Below are 14,089 nucleotides of genomic sequence, written 5' to 3'. Positions count from 1 at the left end.
ACTTCAAGTACCCAGTAGACGAACGACGACACCCCCGGGTTGTCCCGGAGCTTCAGGCGGTGTGCGCCAGGATCTCCTTCGCCACAAGGTCCTGCCGCTCACGCGGCATGTCGTGCCCGACCCCGGGCAGCGGGAGCAGTCGAGCGTTCGGCACCAGTCGAACCATCTCCTCGGCGTGGACGAACGGGATGATCGGGTCCTCGGTCCCGTGCACGACGAGCGTCGGGATCGTCAAGCCCCGCAGCAGGTCCCACCGCTCGCGCGAGGACGCGGCCGCGAGGCTGTGGTTCGTCGTGGCGTCGCGCCCGTCGGCGCGGTCGATGTCCCGCTCGATGAACTGGCGCACAGCCACCTCGTCGAAGTCCGCGCCGCCGCCGGTCGCCGCGCGGGCGAGCCGCACCATGAACTCCACGCGCTCCTCGCGGGTGGCCGGCAGACCGTCCGCCATCTCCGCGACGAGCGGGGCCATCTCGGCGCGCCTTCCCGGGAGCACCCTCCAGTCCATCGTGGACGGATCCGGGGTGTCCGGACTGGACATCCACGAGGTCAGCGAGAGCACGCGCGCCGGGCGCTCGATCGCCATCTCCTGCGCCACCATGCCGCCCATCGACACCCCGACCACGTGCGCGGCCTCGATGCCGAGCGCGTCCAGCACCCCGAAGGCATCGGCCGCCATGTCGGTCACCGTGTACGGGGCAGCCGCGAAGTCGACGGTGTCGGACCTGCCGGTGTCGCGGCTGTCGAAGCGCACCACGTGCCTGCCGCCTTCGACCAGCGCCGAGCAGAACGCCTCGTTCCACGACGTGCCCTGCGCGCCGAGCCCCATCACCAGCAGCACCGCCGGATCATCCGGATCGCCGAAGTCCTCGCACCACAGCGTGATCCCGTTGCTGTTCACCAAACGTTGCACAGTCTCATACCTCGATTCCGTCGATCCCGAGCAGGTCCGCCGCCGCACGCACCATCGCCGCACGCACGGTGTCGTGGTCGGCCCCGGTCGTGCGCGCCGTGAAGATCACGCCCCACAGGGCCATGTCGACGCGGACCCCGGCCTCCGGTCCGTCGTCCGCGCGCAGGAACTCGCGCAGCCGCATCCCGGCTTCGGCCAGCACGCGGAACTCGGCGTGCGCGCCGGAGAGGTCCAGCAGCACACCCAGCTCCGAGCGCGTCAAGGCCAGGTCGACGTAGCGTTCGACGGCCTGCGACCTGTCGGCGCTGTCGGCGATCTCCGCGATCGCCCCCGCCGCCTCCGTCAGCACCGCCGCGAGCAGCGCGTCCTTCGACGGGAAGTGGTAGAGCACCGCCGCCTTGGAGTAGCCCATGGCGTCGGCGATCTGCTGCACGCTCGTCGCCCCGTAGCCGCGCGCGCCGAACAGCCGCCCCGCGACCGCGACGATCTCCGCCGTGAGCTGTTCCTGGGTCTGTCGTGGCACCCCGGCCCCCTTCCGTTGGGGGCCAAGCTACCTGACCACATGGTCAGCTTTCAACCAATCGGTCAGTCCAGAAGATCCGTTGGGCGGCGAGCCCGACGCGGACTGGTCGACGTTCGCCATGTGCCCGGTTCCGCCGAGCAACACGGCCCGCGCGGACGGGATCAGCTCCGCCGCCCGCCCGGCCGAACACCCACCGAGTCGTCCTGCTCGGTTCTCCACCGGCGACGCAGCCACAGGCTGACGTACACGAGGCCGACGAGCACCGGCACCTCGATGAGCGGGCCGACGACCCCGGCGAGCGCTTGGCCGGAGGTGACGCCGAAGACACCGATGGCCACTGCGATGGCGAGCTCGAAGTTGTTGCCCGCGGCGGTGAACGCCAACGTGGTGGTGCGCTCGTAGGTGAGGCCGCTCGCCTTGCCGAGGGCGTGGGAGCCGCCCCACATCACGATGAAGTAGACCAGCAGCGGCAGCGCGATCCGGGCGACGTCCAGCGGCTGGGAGGTGATGGTTTCCCCTTGCAGCGCGAAGAGGATGACGATGGTGAACAGCAGTCCGCAGAGGGCGATGGGGCCGATGACGGGCAGGAACTTCTGCTCGTACCAGTCCCGACCTCGCGCGCGCTCGCCGATGCGGCGGGAGAGGTAGCCGGCGAGCAGCGGGACCCCGAGGAAGACCACCACGTTTCCCGCGATCTCCCACGCGGAGAACTCGATCGCCGCGGTGTCCATGCCGAGCCAGCCGGGCAGCAGGTCGAGGTAGAACCAGCCGAGCACGCCGAACATCACGACCTGGAACACGGAGTTCAGTGCGACGAGCACGGCGGCGGCCTCGCGGTCGCCGCAGGCGAGGTCGTTCCAGATGATGACCATGGCGATGCAGCGGGCGAGCCCGACGATGATCAGCCCGGTGCGGTACTCGGGCAGGTCCGCGAGGAAGATCCAGGCGAGGGCGAACATCAGCGCCGGGCCGAGGATCCAGTTGAGCACCAACGACAGCACCAGCGTGGTCTTGTCGCGGGTGACGGTGTCGAGCTCGTCGTAGCGGACCTTGGCCAGCACCGGGTACATCATCAGCAGCAGGCCGAGCGCGATCGGCAGCGAGACCTCGCCGATCTTCACCGCCTCCAGCACGCCTTGCAGCCCGGGGACGAACCGGCCGAGCAGCAGGCCGGCGCCCATCGCCACGCCGATCCAGACCGGCAGGAACCGGTCGAGGAAGGACAACCGGTGCAGCACCGCCTCGTCGCTCAACAGGGCCTCCTGGTCGCGGTGTTCGCACGGGCACGGGCCGCGAGGTCGGCCAGGGACGAGCTCGCCCGCTCCACGACCTCGGGGCACAGGCGGTAGTAGGTGAAGCGACCGCACGGCTCGGCCCGCACCAGCCCGGCGTCACGAAGCAGCTTCAGGTGGTTGGAGACGTTGGCCTGCTTCGCGCCGGTCTCCTCGACGAGGTGGCAGGTGCACAGCGCGCCGCCGGCCAGCAGCTCCACGATCCGGGCGCGCAGCGGGTCGGCCAGCACCCGCAACAGCTCTGTATCGATTGTCATCGAATCAGAGATTACATCAGCCGAGGCTGATGAGATGGCCCGACACCGTCGGATTCCGAGGAGAACCCGCATGAGCGCCACCCCCGAGGTCCTGTTCGTGTGCGTGCACAACGCCGGCCGTTCGCAGATGGCCGCCGCGTTGTTGGAGCACTACGCGCTGGGGCGGGTGCGCGTGCGCTCGGCGGGGTCGGCGCCCGCCGACGGGGTCAACGCGGCCGCCGCCCAGGCCCTGGCGGAGCTCGGGCTGGACATCAGCGCCGAGGTCCCCTCGAAACTGTCCACCGCCGACGTCGACGCGGCCGACGTGGTGATCACGATGGGCTGCGGGGACACCTGCCCGGTGTTTCCCGGCAAGCGCTATCTCGACTGGCAGCTGGAGGACCCCGCCGGGCAGGGGCTGGACGCGGTGCGGCCGATCCGGGACGAGATCGACCGCCGGGTCCGTGCGCTGCTGGCCGAACTGCTCGACCGGGTGGCGACGGCCGACGGAGATGTGCGACGGTGAGCCGGTGGCGCCCTCACCCAGTCCCACCACCTCCAGCCGCACCGAGGAGTCGCTGACCGTCGCGCCCTTGTCCGCGGAGCGCGCCGCCTCGGCGGCCGTGGTGTTCAAGGCGCTGGCCGACCCCGCGCGGTTGCGGCTGCTGAGCATGATCGCCTCCGCGCCGGGCGGGGAGATGTGCGTGTGCGAGCTGACGGGCGGGTTCGAGCTGACCGCGCCGACGATCTCCCACCACCTCAAGGTCCTCAAGTCCGCCGGGCTGATCGACGGCGAGCGCCGGGGCACCTGGGTCTACTACCGCCCGCTGCCCGGCGCGCTCGCGGAGATGTCCGCGCTGCTGAGCCCCTGAGCGTCAGCCGCAGCAACCGCTCGGCTCCGGAGCGCGTTCGTCGAAGACACCAGATCCGCCGCACACCCCGGTTTCGGGCAGCACAAGCTCCACGCGCTCGGCGGCGGCGCGGTCCCCGGCGATGGCGGCGACGACGGAGCGGGCCTGCTCGAAGCCGGTCAACGCCAGGAACGTCGGCGCGCGACCGTAGCTCTTCATCCCGACCAGGAACACGTTGGGCTCCGGGTGGGACAGCTCCTTCACCCCGTGCGGGTAGACCGTGCCGCACGAGTGCGCGTTCGGATCGATCAGTGGCGCCAACGCGACCGGCGCCTGCAACGTCGCGTCCAGGTCGAGGCGCAGCTCCGACAGCCACGACAGGTCGGGGCGGAACCCGGTCAGGGCAACGACTTCGTCGACCGCGTCGAGCTTGTGCCCGTCGAAGGACTCCAGCAGCAGACGACCGTCCACGGTGGACTCGACGCTGGCGGCGCGGAACCCGGTCACGGTCTCAACGTGCCCCGCCTCTGCCGCGGCCTTCGCGCGCGAGCCGAGTGCGCCGCGCGCGGGCAACTGGTCGGAGTCGCCCCCGCCGAAGACCGTGCCGACCGCGCCGCGCCGCAGCAACCACACGATCCGCGTGCCAGGCGCCCGCTCGGCGAGTTCGGCGAGCGCGACCAACGCGGTGAGCGCGGAATGCCCGCTACCCGCGACCGCGATCCGCTTGCCCGCGTAGCGCTCCCGCACCGCCTCGTCGGTGAGGTCCGGCACCCGATAGGAGATCCGGTCGGCGGCCGCGTGCTCGCCGATCGCGGGCAGACCGTCTCCCCCGAGCGGGTTCGGCGCGCTCCAGGTGCCGGAGGCGTCGATGACCGCCCGCGCGGTGATCCGCTCTTCTCCCTCGGCGGTCCGCACGTGCACGGTCAGCGGCTCGCTCTCGCGCCCGGCGTCCACAACGCGATCCCGACCGCGTCGCGCGACCCCGACCACGCGCGCTCCGTAGCGAACCCGCTCCCCGAGCGCTTCGGCCAGCGGTCGCAAGTACTGCTCGGCCCACTGCCGTCCCGTCGGATAGGCGGGCCGCTCCGGGCGCTGCCACCCCGTCGGCTCCAGCAGCCGGACCGCGGCGGGATCGACCAGTTCGGGCCACGCGGAGAACAACCGCACGTGGTGCCACTGCGCCACCGCCGCCCCCGCCTGAGCACCGGATTCCAGCACCAGCACGGGGATCTCGCGCTCCACCAGGTTCGCCGCCGCGGCCAACCCGACCGGACCCGCACCCACCACGACCACGGGCAACTCGTTCACGAGCCCACTCCTTGAATAGACGGTCATCGAAGTAATGGCCCGGACTGTATCGACGAGCATCGATTGACGCAACCATCGACGCCGATCGATACTGTTCGCATGAGCGCCCTGCCCGTCGAGACGGCGACGACCTACGCCGAGTGGTTCGCCTGCCTGGCCGAGCCCACGCGCGTCCGCCTCCTGCACACCGTCGCCGTCGCCGGGCGCTCGATCTCCGTCGGGGAGCTGACCGAGCGCACCGGCATCAGCCAGTCCACGTGCTCGCACCACGTCCGCAAGCTCGCCGACGTCGGTTTCGTGCTGCTGCGCAAGGAAGGCACCACCACGCTGGTCTCGGTCAACCCGAACTGCTGCACCGGCCTCCCGCACGCCGCCGACGTGGTCATGGGCACCCTCGCGCCCCGCCCGTGCTGCCCGGGCGAGCTGCCCGCCGACGTCTCCGTCCGCGCGCTGCGCGAGCAGGACTGGGCGGCGGTGCGGCGGATCTTCCGTGCGGGCATCGACACCGGCGACGCCACCTTCGAGACCGAGGTCCCCAGCCGTTCCGCGCTGGATTCCAGGTGGCTGGCCGGACACCGCTGGGTCGCCGAACTCGACGGCGCGGTCGTCGGCTGGGCCGCCGCGTCCCCGGCCTCACGCCGCGAGTGCTACTCCGGAGTCGCCGAGACCTCCGTCTACGTCGACGCGGGCCTGCGCGGTCGAGGCATCGGGAAAGCGTTGCTGCACAAGCAGGTCACCGCCGCCGACGCCGCCGGGCTGTGGACGTTGCAGACCTCGGTCTTCCCCGAGAACCGCGCCAGCGTCGGCCTGCACCACTCAGCGGGCTTCCGCACACTCGGCGTCCGCGAACGCATCGCCCAGCAGCACGGCGTGTGGCGGGACACCGTGTTCCTGGAACGCCGCCGATCCACCGACTGAACTCCAGGAGGAGCAATGGGACGAGTGCTGCTGATCGGGCTCGATCCGGCCACGATCCCCGAGTGGGACCCGGTGCCGGTACTGGCCGCGCTCGCCAGGGGGCACGCGCGCTTCGAGAGGCACGGCATCGAGTTCGACGAGTGCCTGCTGGCGATGGAGGAGATCGAGGACGCCGACGACCTGGTCGTGCGGGCGCTGTCGGCGCGCGACTACGCGTGCGTGGTGATCGGCGGCGGAATCCGGATGCACGCGCCGCTGCTGGAGTTCTTCGAGAAGCTGGTCAACCTGGTCCGCCTGCACGCCCCGGGCGCGGCGATCGCGTTCAACAGCAACCCCGAGGACAGCGCCGACGCGGCGCTTCGCTGGCTGCGCTGACTCCGGCGCGGCGGACGCTAAGGTGGTCGCAGGTGTGCCGGGAAGTCTGGTCGGCGTCGGTGTTCACGCTGCCCTGGACGGAGTCCCGTTGTCCCCTCTCCCCTCTCGTGGTGCCGCCTCGATCTACCGGAGCGCGTCAGGGCGAGCCGCCGTCGCCGAATGGTGCCGCGGTCAGCTCGACGCCTGGCCCCTCCCCCACGAACGCGCCGTGATCACCGCACGCGGAGCGCGAACGCACGTGGTCACGGCGGGAACCGGCGAGCGCACAGTGGTGGTGGTACCGGGCACCAACTTCTGCGCGGCCTCGTGCCTGCCGCTGCTCTCCGTCCTGGCGGCGCGCTGCCGTGTCGTGGCCGTCGACCTCCCCGGGCAACCCGGCCTCAGCGCAGCCGATCGCGTTCCGACGAAAGGCCGTCTTGCCTGGTACGGCCGCTGGCTGGAGGACGCGGTCGGCCAGATCACTACTGCCCCGGTGACGGTGTTGGGGCACTCGTTGGGCGCCGCGATCACGCTGGCGTGCGCGTCCCCGCTCGTGAGCGAGCAGGTGCTGGTGTCCCCGGGCGGGTTGATGCGGCTGCACATCACGCCTCGCGTCGCGCTCGCGTCGGTGAGCTGGCTGCTCGCTCGCAGTCCCGCGGCCAGCGCCCTGCTGCTGCGCGCCATGCACGGTCGCGCTCGTCGTCCGCGGCCGGAACTGGTGGAGTGGATGACGCTCGTGGCTCGCCATGTGCGCACCAGCACCGATCCGGGCGCCGCGGTGATCGCCCGCCACGACGTCCGGCGCACCGTTGTCGTTGGGGATGAGGACGCGTTCCTCCCAGTACGGACGCTGGCCCCGGTGGTACTCCGTTCGTTCGGCGTGGAACTCGGCGTCATCGCCGCCGCCGGGCACCTCATCACCGACGAGGTTCCCGAAGCACTTGCCGACGCTGTGCTGTGAAGGACGTCCGGTCCTTCATCGTGGTGGCGGCGATCAGCGTGCGCGGGCGGGCCGTCAGGAGGTCGGCGGCAGCTTGGCGGCGACGGCGGTGGCGAGCTTGGTGGTCTGCTCGCACGCGATCGCCGCGTTCTCGGGCGTCGCCCCGTAGAAGAAGGACACCGCCTCCAGGTACGGGTGCGTGTCGTCGGCGGGCGGATCGGTCACGATGTGGCCGAGTTCGATGACGCACTGCCCCCCGCTCAGGTTCTCGGTCGCGGAGCGACCGGCGATGGTCGTCGCCCTGGTTCCCGGCATCGGCGGAAGGCGGCCCGGAACGATCATGTGCTGCACGCTGATCAGCAGGATGCCCTGGCCGGGTCCGCCGAAAGCGCACGAGAACGCGCTGACCTGCGGGCTGACCTTGAAGTCCGGGGAGTAGGCGGTCCGGACCATCTCGGGCGTGACCAGCGCGCACGGATCGAGGTTCGCGATCGAGCCGACCACGGTGAGCCGCCTGGGGATCTCCACCGACGCGGCGGCCAGCACCGCGCCGAGGGCCGTGCCGGCGGTCGCGCACGCGTCGCCCTGCGCTTGCGGGGTGCGCTTCTTCACCACGACTTGGAGCTGTCCCGTGTCGGCGTTCGCCATGCGCATGCAGGCACCGTCAGCGCTCGTGCCCTGGTAGGTGGTGGTCGCCCCCCGCTTGCCCTCGGCGAACTCGGTGGGATAGCTCTTCCTCAGCCACTCCGCGCCCTCGCTCGGCGACTTGAGGCTGAGCGTGTAGTCGAGCACGCCCAAGGTCTCCTTCTGCCCGCCGCCCACGTCCCGCTCGATGTGGATCGTCCGGTGGCAGGAGTTGATGCCGGAGGTGGAGGCCCTGTTCTCCAGTCGCCCGACCTTGCCCAGCACCTCCTTGGGGGTCAGACCGCACACGTCGATCGTGCGGACGTCGCCGAGCGCGATGACCGGCTGGCTGTCCTTGGCGCCGCTGCTCGGCGCGCCCGAGGGCTCGGCGACACCGGCGACCACGCTGGAGCAGGCCGAGGAAACCACGGCGGAAAGGGCCGCGAGGAGCACGGGAAGGCGCTGGCCACGAGTACGCACGGCGGAATACTAGAGAGCGATCCCGGCTCAACAGGCCATTTCAGTCCCGGATGAAACCTGACATTTCACAGCGCAGCAGAACACCACCCGAAAGGTTGACCTCATTTCGGAGACCTCACTCAGCAGCTGCGTTCGGAGCGCGGAACCCCAGGTCCACCTCTGGTACGCCGTACCGAACCAGCTTCCGCGAGCGACACGGGGCTGACATACCCGAATCATGAACGCAGCACATTTCATGAAATCCGTTCTGACCCTCACCACGGCGATGGCCGCCTTTTCCTCGGGCGTCACCGCGCCCGCCGCCGAGGCCGCCTACAAGTGCACGGGAAGGGCGTCCGGGTGGCCGGGCGCGTGGGGCTCGGTCTCCAAGCAGTGCGTGAACTTCGCGCCGAACGACCCGAAGTGGCGCGGCTACGTCATCGTCGGCTGGGGCGTGCAGCCGGGCACCGCCCAGCAGGCGTGCGTGGAGGGCCGGATGTCCCGGTACACCAACCCGGACAAGTGGCAGTCCCTGGGCTGCGGCAAGGGGAACAAGGCAAGGTGGCCTGGCCGAGGAACAGCGCGTCCATGCTGGAGATCAGGGTGAAGAGCGCCAGCATCGGCGTCGCGCTCGTCGAGTACGGGATCTGACGGGAGCCGGGCCCGGCCACCAGCGGTGCTGGTTGACCGGGCTCGGCGTCGCTCAGCCGGTGAACCACCCCGCGCGGAACACCGGGGCCTGACCGGCGACCGCGCGGCGGCACCAGTCGGCGACCTCGGCGCCGACCTGCTCCGGACCGAGCGGCGAGGTGTCGATGACGGTCATCGCCCACTCCGGGCCCGGGCCGCGCCCGATCCAGCGGTCCCAGCGCATCTCGGCCCAGGCGTCGTTGGTGACCGCCTCGGTGACGTGGCCGGGATCGGTGGCGTGCGCGCGCAGCCACGCGGCGAAGCCCTGGTGCAGCGGGATCAGCTCCTGCGGCTCACCGCGCTTGGCGAGGCGGGCGAGGTGCGCCCGCTCGTCGACGTCGAGCAGGCAGGCGGCGATGTCGACCCGGTCGGCGCTGGGCACGGCCAGCGCCTCGCCGAGCGGGACCGGGTCACCGGCGAAGAGCAGGTGCTTGCCCTCGGCTTCGAGGGCGATCGCCCGCACGACCGCGGCCTCCACCATCTCCTGGCGCCAGGCGACGGTGGGCACGGCCGGGATCGGGCCGAGCGTGAAGAGTTCGGCGTTCTCGAAGGTGTCGTCGAGCAGGTGCCGCGCGTGCAGACGAGCGGTGGACTTGCCGACGGCCGACGCGCCGGAAACGAGCAGTAGCACGGTTCTCCCTCAGGGAATGACTCAGGGGACGCCGAGCGCGGAGGGCGCGGCGCCGGGACTCGGAGGACGAGTCAGCTGAGGCGGAAGAAGAACTGCTGCATCATGCGGACCAACGTAGAGCCTCGCCGCGACGATCTCCACCCGGTTTCCGTTCCTGGCTACAGTCGGCTGAGTGACAGCCACGGGAAGAAAGAAGAACCTCGGACAGCACTACGAGGTCTCGGACGGGTCGATGCTGCTGCACAGCTCCGGTACCGGCGGGCCGTCAGTGGTGTTCCTGCCCGGTGGCGGGATGTTCGGGCTCTACTACTGGAACGTGCACAACCTCGTCGCCGAGTTCACCACGAGCGTGGTCTACGACCGGCTCGGCACGGGCTGGAGCGAGGCGGTGGACCTCCCGCGCACCGGCGAGCAGGTGAGCGACGACCTGCGCGAAGTGCTGCGTGCCGCAGGGGTGCCCGGCCCGTACGTGCTGGTCGGGCACTCGCTGGGCGGCCTGTACGCGCGGCTGCACGCGAAGCGCTTCCCCGATGAGGTGGCCGGACTCGTGCTGCTCGACCCGACGCACGAGGACGTCGTCGACTACCTGCCGGAGGCGGAGGCCCAGCGGCTCAGGGACTGGAACACCGACGCCCTCTCCCCCGCCCCCGAGCAGCTGGAGGCGATGCGCTCCACCTACCGGGCCGTGTTCGAGCGCGCGCTCGCCGAGTGGCCCGCCGATATCCGCGAACCCTTGCTGGAGCGGGGTTTCGACACCGAGGTCTACCGCCGCTCGCTGCTCGAAGCGAAGAACCTGCCCGAGCTGTTCGCCGAGGTGCGCGCGGCCGGACCAGAACTCGATGTGCCGACGTTCTTCTTGTCCGCCATGGGTTTCGACGCTTTCGCCGAGCACTTGGTGCCGCCCGCCGCTCGGGCGGCCGCGGTCGAGTCGCAGAAGGCAAGGCACCGCCTCTGCACGGACCTGGCCGCCGCACTCCCCCGCGGCGAGGTGCTGCGCCTGGACGACGCCGGGCACTCGGGGATCGCCTGGGTCCGGCCGGACGCCGTCGTCCAGGCGATCCGCGGTGTGCTCGCTACTTCGTCAGCGGCGTAGCGGGAGACACCTCCGCGCGGTGGACTATGACGTCGAACCACTGCGCGGGGGTGCCGCCGCTCATCGTGGAGGCGAGCCCGGCCTCGGGATAGCCGCGCGCGTGTCTCGGCGCGTCGAGCCACGCGCGCACCGCCGGGCTCGCCGGGCCGCGCAGATCGACGACGTACTGGTCACCACGGGCCTTACCCAGCTCGTGCTCGAACCACTCCGCCGGGGGCCTCGGCAGGTCGATCACGCCCTGCGCCGCCCCGTACGTGCCGTGGTGATAAGTGAATCCGACGGAGAGGTACCGGAATTCCTTGCGCAGGAAGGAACCCACGCTCGCGAAGGAGACGGGCGGGCCCTGTGGCTGCGAGATCGTGAGCGCGGGCAGGTCGGCGGTGTGCGCTGACGCCGCCCAGTACACGATCTTGCCGGTGTCGTTCTTCCGCAGCCAGCTCAGGTTCTCCGCGGCGCGCGCGTCCCGGAACGCCGGCGTCTTCGCCAGATCGACGAACGCGGAGTAGAACGACCGGATCTGCCGCGCGCCGTGCTCGGCGACCGCGTCCCCCTGGGGAAGCCCGCGCACGAGGTCGTAGAGCTGTTCTGCTTGGCGCACATAGGGTTTCTTGTCGATCTGCGCCATGTACCACCGGAGGTGCTTGCCGATGTCGTCGGACTTCGGCTTGAGCGCGGCCAGGTACGTGCGAGCCGTCGCCAGCGAGGACGGCGCGTGGCGGGCGATGTGGGCCTCGATGTCGTCGTAGACGAACGGGCGCGTCGCGTAGTACTCGACGCCGAAGAAGCGGACCTTGTCCTGGTGAGTCCGGTTGTAGTCGCGAATCCAGTCCACGAACTCGGCGATTTCCTTGAAGCGCCAACCAGAACTCATCTGGCCGATGAGCGCGTCGCGGTCGTGGCGCCTGCCGTGGACGTAGTCGTCGATCTGCGTGCCGAGGCTCCAGTCCTCCTCCCAGGCGATCGTCCTGAACCCCAGCTCCTCCACCAGGTAGCGCGCCGCTCGGTGCTTCAGCCGGGTGATCTCGGCCAGGCCGTGCGCGTGCTCACCGAGCCCGACGATCTCCGCGCTCCCGACCGTTTTCCCCAGTGCCGCAAGCTCTTCGACCGATTCACGGGGGTCGGTGCCGCGCAACGGCGTGCTCCGCGAGTCCAACCACTCCGTGACGCTCTCGTTCGCCGAGTCCGCGCCGCACCCGGCGAGCACCGCCCCCAAGGCGATCGCGGCGATCATCTTCACGATGTGTGCTCTCATGAGGAAAGCCTCGTTGTCCCAAGCACTTCGCGAATCCGTTCCCGAGCGACACCCCGCCTACGTCCGCTGACGCAGCGGCTACGGCGCGGGGGTGGGCAGGACCGCGCGGACGGTGAACGCGTCGGCGTGGGTGACCTCGAACTCGCCGTCGAGGCGCTCCACGCGGCGCCGCATCCCGCGAATGCCGAAACCCTCCACCACGGGCGAGCCGTCGTGCGGGCTGCTGATGGTGAGCGCGACGGACTCCGGCCGGTAGTCGATCCGAACACCGGCTCGCGGCTCGGCGGCGTGTTTCACCACGTTGGTCAACGACTCCTGCACGAGCCGGTACGCGACCACATCGGTGTCCGGCGGCAGGCTCCGCCGTCGGCCGGCGAAGGAGAGCGCGACGTCGACCCCGGCTTCGCGCACGCGCTGACAGGTCTCCTCCACGCGCGCGAGCCCGGGCGTGGGCGCGTGGAGGCCGCTGTCCTCGCGGGGAGCGATCGCGCTCAGCGTCGCGCGGAGTTCGGCGAGGGCGGAAGCGCTGGCGGAGCTGATGGCGCGCAAGGCCGTCCGCGCCTGCTCCGGCTTGGTGTCGGCGAGGTGCAGCGCGATGTCGGCCTGCATCTGGATCGCGGCGAGGCCGTGCCCCACGATGTCGTGCACCTCGGTCGCGAGCCGCAGGCGCTCGTCGTCGAGCTTGCGCAGCTCGGTCTCGGCGCGTTCGCGCGCCTGTGACTCCGTGACGAGTCGCCGCGCGATGCCGATCGTCAACGGCACCGCGATCCACGCGGCGGCGAAGATCATTCCACTGAGGTCGACGGGGAACTTCCCGGTGAACATGTTGACCGTGAGCGCGGCGAAGGCGACGACGCCGAGCGCGACCGCGCGGACGGTGGGCTGACGCCTGCCGATCGCGTAGACGACGACCGTCAACGGCAGGAACACCGGGCCGTAGGGGTAGCGCTGGATGAGGTAGATCGACACCGCCGCGGTCGTCACGGCCAGCGCAGCGAGCGGGAAGCGCCCGCGCACCGCAACCGGTGCGCAGGCGCTGGCCAGGAGCACGTAGCCGAGCAGGTCGACCTTCTGCTGCCCTTCGAGCCAGACGGGCAGGAACGGGGCGGAGCACAAGCAGATCGCCATCAGCGTCGCGGCGAGCGCGCCCGAGGTGATGGTGGAGCGCCGCCCTGGTCGTGTCGTCACCGGCATTCGCCCTTCCTGGGAGGACTCAGGCTCGCACACCGCGTCCCCGAAGCAGGCTCACACCCGCCGTGACGAGCGCGATCATCGACAGGACGCGGCCGAGCGGCAGCAGGATCGACGCCATGAACCACACCGTGGAGCTGATCGACAGCATCGCGGGAACGGCACCGACCCACGCGGTCACGCGCACCGCCTTCGTCCAGCCGCCCGCACGGGCCACCTCAACGAGCAGGAACACACCGAGTGCCACGACGTGCACCACGCCGCCCAGTGTGAAGCTGATGCCGCGAACGGTGCTGGCCAGCTCCGGTGAGAGCGACGGCGCGAAGCTCCCGAGCACGATCATGAGCACCGCCGTGAGCACCATCGACACCACGGCGGTCCAGCCCGCGAAGGCGCCGAGGGGCTTCGTCGAGACGCGGCGGAAGAACAGCAGAAAGCCGATCACAGAAGCGAATTGCAGGATTCCGCCGACGATCGACGACGCGCTGTTGTTCACCAGGAACTCGTAGACCTCGGGCACGGGAGCGCCGGGCAACGGCATGTCGCCCTCGCGCAGCGGCGAGGTCGCGAAGTCCACGGACAGGTAGAGGGCCAGGAAGCTCGCGGCACCGACCAGCGGGGCGGCGGGGCGGATTTCGGTGGTGGTCATGGTGGTTTCCTTTCGCTCGGCCACAACCCTCGCGAAATCGCCGCGCCGCGTCGCCGGTCCGGCCGCGTACTTCCGACTACGCCCGTGAACGTAGGAACAGGGCCGCCGTGGTGCGGATGTCGACCGCGGTCGCGTCGAGCACGATCGGACTCCTCCACCAGACCGGGA

General features: G+C 70.6%; 17 protein-coding genes. 7 read left to right on the top strand and 10 right to left on the bottom strand.

Annotation, left to right across the window (positions count from 1 at the left end; all coding sequences use genetic code 11):
• Positions 1 to 52: 52 nt before the first annotated feature.
• The 4 genes from CCN37_RS22330 to CCN37_RS22315 form a co-directional block, all read right to left on the bottom strand.
• Positions 53 to 910 (bottom strand): alpha/beta fold hydrolase, encoded by an 858-nt coding sequence (locus CCN37_RS22330; RefSeq protein ID WP_143261738.1) that lies wholly within the window; start codon positions 908 to 910, stop codon positions 53 to 55.
• A gap of 4 nt (positions 911 to 914) precedes the next feature.
• Positions 915 to 1,433, bottom strand: coding sequence for a TetR/AcrR family transcriptional regulator (locus CCN37_RS22325; protein ID WP_086824234.1), 519 nt, complete (start codon positions 1,431 to 1,433; stop codon positions 915 to 917).
• A 161-nt stretch (positions 1,434 to 1,594) separates the two neighbouring features.
• Positions 1,595 to 2,686 carry an ACR3 family arsenite efflux transporter gene (gene arsB / locus CCN37_RS22320; protein WP_305764717.1) on the bottom strand — a complete coding sequence of 364 codons (1,092 nt, stop codon included), beginning with the start codon at positions 2,684 to 2,686 and terminating at the stop codon, positions 1,595 to 1,597.
• The gene (locus tag CCN37_RS22315; protein WP_086824232.1) at positions 2,683 to 2,982 is read right to left on the bottom strand and encodes a helix-turn-helix transcriptional regulator; all 300 of its coding nucleotides are present in this window, start codon (positions 2,980 to 2,982) and stop codon (positions 2,683 to 2,685) included. Before CCN37_RS22315 ends, arsB begins: the two co-directional genes overlap by 4 nt.
• 70 nt (positions 2,983 to 3,052) lie before the next feature.
• On the opposite strand from CCN37_RS22315, the gene CCN37_RS22310 reads away from it, so the two are divergent.
• The gene (locus tag CCN37_RS22310) at positions 3,053 to 3,487 is read left to right on the top strand and encodes an arsenate reductase ArsC (protein WP_086824230.1); all 435 of its coding nucleotides are present in this window, start codon (positions 3,053 to 3,055) and stop codon (positions 3,485 to 3,487) included.
• 4 nt (positions 3,488 to 3,491) lie between these two features.
• Positions 3,492 to 3,833, top strand: coding sequence for a helix-turn-helix transcriptional regulator (locus tag CCN37_RS22305; RefSeq protein WP_246843224.1), 342 nt, complete (start codon positions 3,492 to 3,494; stop codon positions 3,831 to 3,833).
• A 3-nt stretch (positions 3,834 to 3,836) separates the two neighbouring features.
• Here CCN37_RS22305 and CCN37_RS22300 read toward each other — a convergent pair whose 3' ends face one another.
• Positions 3,837 to 5,120, bottom strand: a complete 1,284-nt coding sequence (locus CCN37_RS22300) for an NAD(P)-binding domain-containing protein (RefSeq protein ID WP_086824225.1) — start codon at positions 5,118 to 5,120, stop codon at positions 3,837 to 3,839.
• 99 nt (positions 5,121 to 5,219) lie between these two features.
• Between CCN37_RS22300 and CCN37_RS22295 the strand changes: the two genes are divergently transcribed.
• From CCN37_RS22295 to CCN37_RS22285, 3 genes are all read left to right on the top strand, one after another.
• Positions 5,220 to 6,038 (top strand): metalloregulator ArsR/SmtB family transcription factor, encoded by an 819-nt coding sequence (locus CCN37_RS22295; protein ID WP_086824223.1) that lies wholly within the window; start codon positions 5,220 to 5,222, stop codon positions 6,036 to 6,038.
• 15 nt (positions 6,039 to 6,053) lie between these two features.
• Positions 6,054 to 6,413 carry a hypothetical protein gene (locus tag CCN37_RS22290; protein WP_086824221.1) on the top strand — a complete coding sequence of 120 codons (360 nt, stop codon included), beginning with the start codon at positions 6,054 to 6,056 and terminating at the stop codon, positions 6,411 to 6,413.
• Between the two features lie 208 nt (positions 6,414 to 6,621).
• Positions 6,622 to 7,353 (top strand): alpha/beta fold hydrolase, encoded by a 732-nt coding sequence (locus CCN37_RS22285; RefSeq protein ID WP_210408149.1) that lies wholly within the window; start codon positions 6,622 to 6,624, stop codon positions 7,351 to 7,353.
• A gap of 54 nt (positions 7,354 to 7,407) precedes the next feature.
• Here the strand turns inward: CCN37_RS22285 and CCN37_RS22280 are convergent, their stop codons facing one another.
• On the bottom strand, positions 7,408 to 8,436 hold the full coding sequence (locus CCN37_RS22280) for a hypothetical protein (RefSeq protein ID WP_143261737.1): 1,029 nt from the start codon (positions 8,434 to 8,436) through the stop codon (positions 7,408 to 7,410).
• 235 nt (positions 8,437 to 8,671) lie between these two features.
• On the opposite strand from CCN37_RS22280, the gene CCN37_RS39140 reads away from it, so the two are divergent.
• Complete coding sequence (locus tag CCN37_RS39140; protein ID WP_143261736.1) at positions 8,672 to 9,022, top strand: hypothetical protein; 351 nt, start codon at positions 8,672 to 8,674, stop codon at positions 9,020 to 9,022.
• A 96-nt stretch (positions 9,023 to 9,118) separates the two neighbouring features.
• On the opposite strand, the gene CCN37_RS22275 is transcribed toward CCN37_RS39140, so the two are convergent.
• Positions 9,119 to 9,736, bottom strand: a complete 618-nt coding sequence (locus tag CCN37_RS22275) for a hypothetical protein (protein WP_086824217.1) — start codon at positions 9,734 to 9,736, stop codon at positions 9,119 to 9,121.
• A gap of 172 nt (positions 9,737 to 9,908) precedes the next feature.
• On the opposite strand from CCN37_RS22275, the gene CCN37_RS22270 reads away from it, so the two are divergent.
• A complete protein-coding gene (locus CCN37_RS22270) occupies positions 9,909 to 10,829 on the top strand; it encodes an alpha/beta fold hydrolase (protein ID WP_143261735.1) in 921 nt (306 codons plus the stop codon).
• On the opposite strand, the gene CCN37_RS22265 is transcribed toward CCN37_RS22270, so the two are convergent.
• The 3 genes from CCN37_RS22265 to CCN37_RS22255 all read right to left on the bottom strand — a co-directional run bounded on the left by CCN37_RS22265 (position 10,810) and on the right by CCN37_RS22255 (position 13,921).
• Entirely contained in the window at positions 10,810 to 12,081 is a 1,272-nt protein-coding gene (locus tag CCN37_RS22265) for an erythromycin esterase family protein (RefSeq protein WP_086824213.1), read from the bottom strand. The genes CCN37_RS22270 and CCN37_RS22265 overlap by 20 nt on opposite strands.
• Positions 12,082 to 12,159: 78 nt before the next feature.
• Positions 12,160 to 13,269, bottom strand: a complete 1,110-nt coding sequence (locus tag CCN37_RS22260; protein WP_168200799.1) for a sensor histidine kinase — start codon at positions 13,267 to 13,269, stop codon at positions 12,160 to 12,162.
• Between the two features lie 25 nt (positions 13,270 to 13,294).
• Positions 13,295 to 13,921, bottom strand: a complete 627-nt coding sequence (locus CCN37_RS22255) for a hypothetical protein (RefSeq protein WP_086824208.1) — start codon at positions 13,919 to 13,921, stop codon at positions 13,295 to 13,297.
• Positions 13,922 to 14,089 lie beyond the last annotated feature (168 nt).

The sequence above is a fragment of the Allokutzneria sp. NRRL B-24872 genome (assembly GCF_002155965.1).
Lineage (GTDB): Bacteria > Actinomycetota > Actinomycetes > Mycobacteriales > Pseudonocardiaceae > Allokutzneria.
This window is presented reverse-complemented; position numbering and strand designations above follow the sequence as displayed.